Annotated in this window: 2 protein-coding genes and 1 pseudogene; 1 reads left to right on the forward strand and 2 read right to left on the reverse strand. The window is 70.3% G+C overall.

Annotated features, from left to right (window positions below):
• On the forward strand, positions 1-802 hold an 802-nt coding region (locus QN350_RS19555; protein WP_323517178.1), incomplete at its 5' end, for a DarT ssDNA thymidine ADP-ribosyltransferase family protein.
• Positions 803-806: 4 nt separating this feature from the next.
• Here QN350_RS19555 and QN350_RS19560 read toward each other — a convergent pair.
• Both QN350_RS19560 and QN350_RS19565 read right to left on the reverse strand, forming a co-directional pair.
• Positions 807-1,388, reverse strand: a complete 582-nt coding sequence (locus tag QN350_RS19560) for an MOSC domain-containing protein (RefSeq protein WP_322137670.1) — start codon at positions 1,386-1,388, stop codon at positions 807-809.
• A gap of 24 nt (positions 1,389-1,412) precedes the next feature.
• Positions 1,413-2,070 (reverse strand): annotated as a pseudogene (locus QN350_RS19565) (hypothetical protein); the annotation flags it as partial.

Consider the following 2,070-nt stretch of genomic DNA (forward strand, 5'->3'; position numbering starts at 1 on the left):
CCCGAAGAAGGCCTCGAAGCCGCCGTCGCTCCGAAGCGCCCCGGCGAGCGCCGCCTCCGGCGTGACGAGCGTGGCCCGTCCCCGCCCCTCGACCAGGGCGAAGTCTTCGATCGGACCGAAATCCGCGCCCGACAACGTCGGCGAACAGCGCATCTACCACCTGACCCACATCCGCAACCTCGCCGGCATCCTCTCGAGCGGCGGCCTCCTCGCCGACGCGAGCGAGGCCTGGGCCGTGCGACCGGCCGTCGACATCTCGTCGGCTCCGAATCGCGAGAAGCGCCGCAGCACCCTGATCGCCGGCACCGAGAACACGACCGTCGCGCACTTCGTGCCGTTCTTCCTTTCCCCGAACGCGACCATCTGGGACAGCATCCTCACGAACACCGGGGACCCGCGCCTGTCCAGGGACGCCCCGTACGCCGAGAACTTCGACTTCGTGATCCTCGTCAGCACCGTCAAGAAGATCGTCGAGGCCCAGTCCGGGCCGGGCGAGTCCTCCCTCGGTGTCATCGCCGTCACCGACGGCGACGCAGCAGGCACGCTGACCCGTGTCGGTGCGACGCCGGAAACGAGCGACCGGGTGCTCCGCCGGCTGCGTGCCGAGAAGGACGCGGCCGCGCTCCTCGAGGCCGAGCTCCTGGTCGAAGAGACCTTCCCGTTCGAGCTCGTCACCATCGTCGCCGTCGCAAACGACAAGGTCCGTGATGTCGTGCGCGGCATTCTCGCAGAGTCCGGTCACCGCCCGAAGGTCGCCGTGTACCCGCCGTGGTTCCACGCCTCGGAACCGGTCATCGCCTAGACCGTCAGACGACGTCGAGGGGGACCCGTTCCCCCTCGGGCAGTTCGATCCGGATGGTGTCGCCGGCCTCGACCGTGCCTCCGGACGCGACCACGCTCATCACCCCGGCCTTGCGCGTGATGCGGCCGTCGGCATCCGTGTCGATGAGCTGTTTCATCAGCCCGCCCTGGTACCCGTTGATCAGCGAGCAGGGGTTGCGCAGGCCGGTCAGTTCGACGACGGCGTCAGCGCCGAGGTACAGCCGGGTGCCGCGGGGGAGGGCGGTGAGGTCGATCCCTCTCGTCGTCACGTTCTCGCCGAGCTCGCCGGGCCGCACGGTGAAACCGCGGTGGGCGAGCTCGTCGAAGAGCTCGGCGGGGATCAGGTGCACCTGGGTGAGGTTCGGCGCCGTCGGGTCCTTCTTCACGTGGTAGCGATGCCGCACGGTGACGCCCGCGTGGGCGTCGCCCTCGACGCCGAGCCCTTCGAGCAGGCGGATGCGCGGCGCGGCCGGCTTGCTGAACCGGTGCGCGTCATCGAGGCTGACCGACACGACCGCCGCGGCGTGGTCAGGCTGCGGGTGCTGTTCGAGCGGGGAAGTCACCATGAGACGATTCTGGCATGCCGCTCGTCAGCGCCAGGGGCTTGCGTCGACCTGCACGGCCACGACGTAGAGGTGGCGGCCCTGTTCGATCCGTTCGACCTCGTACACCCGCACGGCGGTGTTCACGGTGCTCGGCACCGGATGCCCGACCCCGATCCCGTAGCTGACGGTGCCCTCGAAGTCCCCGGCCGGGACGTACCGGGTGATCGCAGACAGGCCCACCGCAGTGGGCGGCGCTTCGAGCACACTCGAACTGCCGTCCTCGGTGTGGGCTTGCGCGAGGCGGAACACCACGCGCAGGATGCTGGCGGTCCCGTCCATCGGAATCGGCAGGCCGCTGGCGTCCCCCGTCAGCGTCGGAACGTATTCGAGCTCATAGCCCGGGAAGCCGCCCTCGAACCGGAAGCTCAGCTGGTCGTACGGCGGCGACGCGAACGGATGCGCCCCCGCGCCGATCGAGGTCAGTGACGACAGCGGGGGACTCGGCGGCGGGGCGATCGGAACCGCGGTGTCATGACCGATCGTTGCCGGTTGCCCGGGTCCGGGCCACGCCCAGCCGTAACTGACCCGCGCGGAGAGGACCTGGTCTCCGGGCCGCGGGGTCGCCGTCGAGTCGTCGGGAGGCGGCGTGGCCTGGTCCGTTCCGGGAGCTGACGGGGAGGCGGTGGGGTACGCGGTGGGGGAC

The sequence above is a fragment of the Cryobacterium sp. 10I5 genome (assembly GCF_035019865.1).
In the GTDB taxonomy this organism is placed as follows: domain Bacteria; phylum Actinomycetota; class Actinomycetes; order Actinomycetales; family Microbacteriaceae; genus Cryobacterium; species Cryobacterium breve_A.

Bases quoted from the DNA above. Each gene is read 5' to 3' on its own strand.
- QN350_RS19560 (WP_322137670.1), bottom strand. From the start codon at position 1,388: ATGGTGACTTCCCCGCTCGAACAGCACCCGCAGCCTGACCACGCCGCG.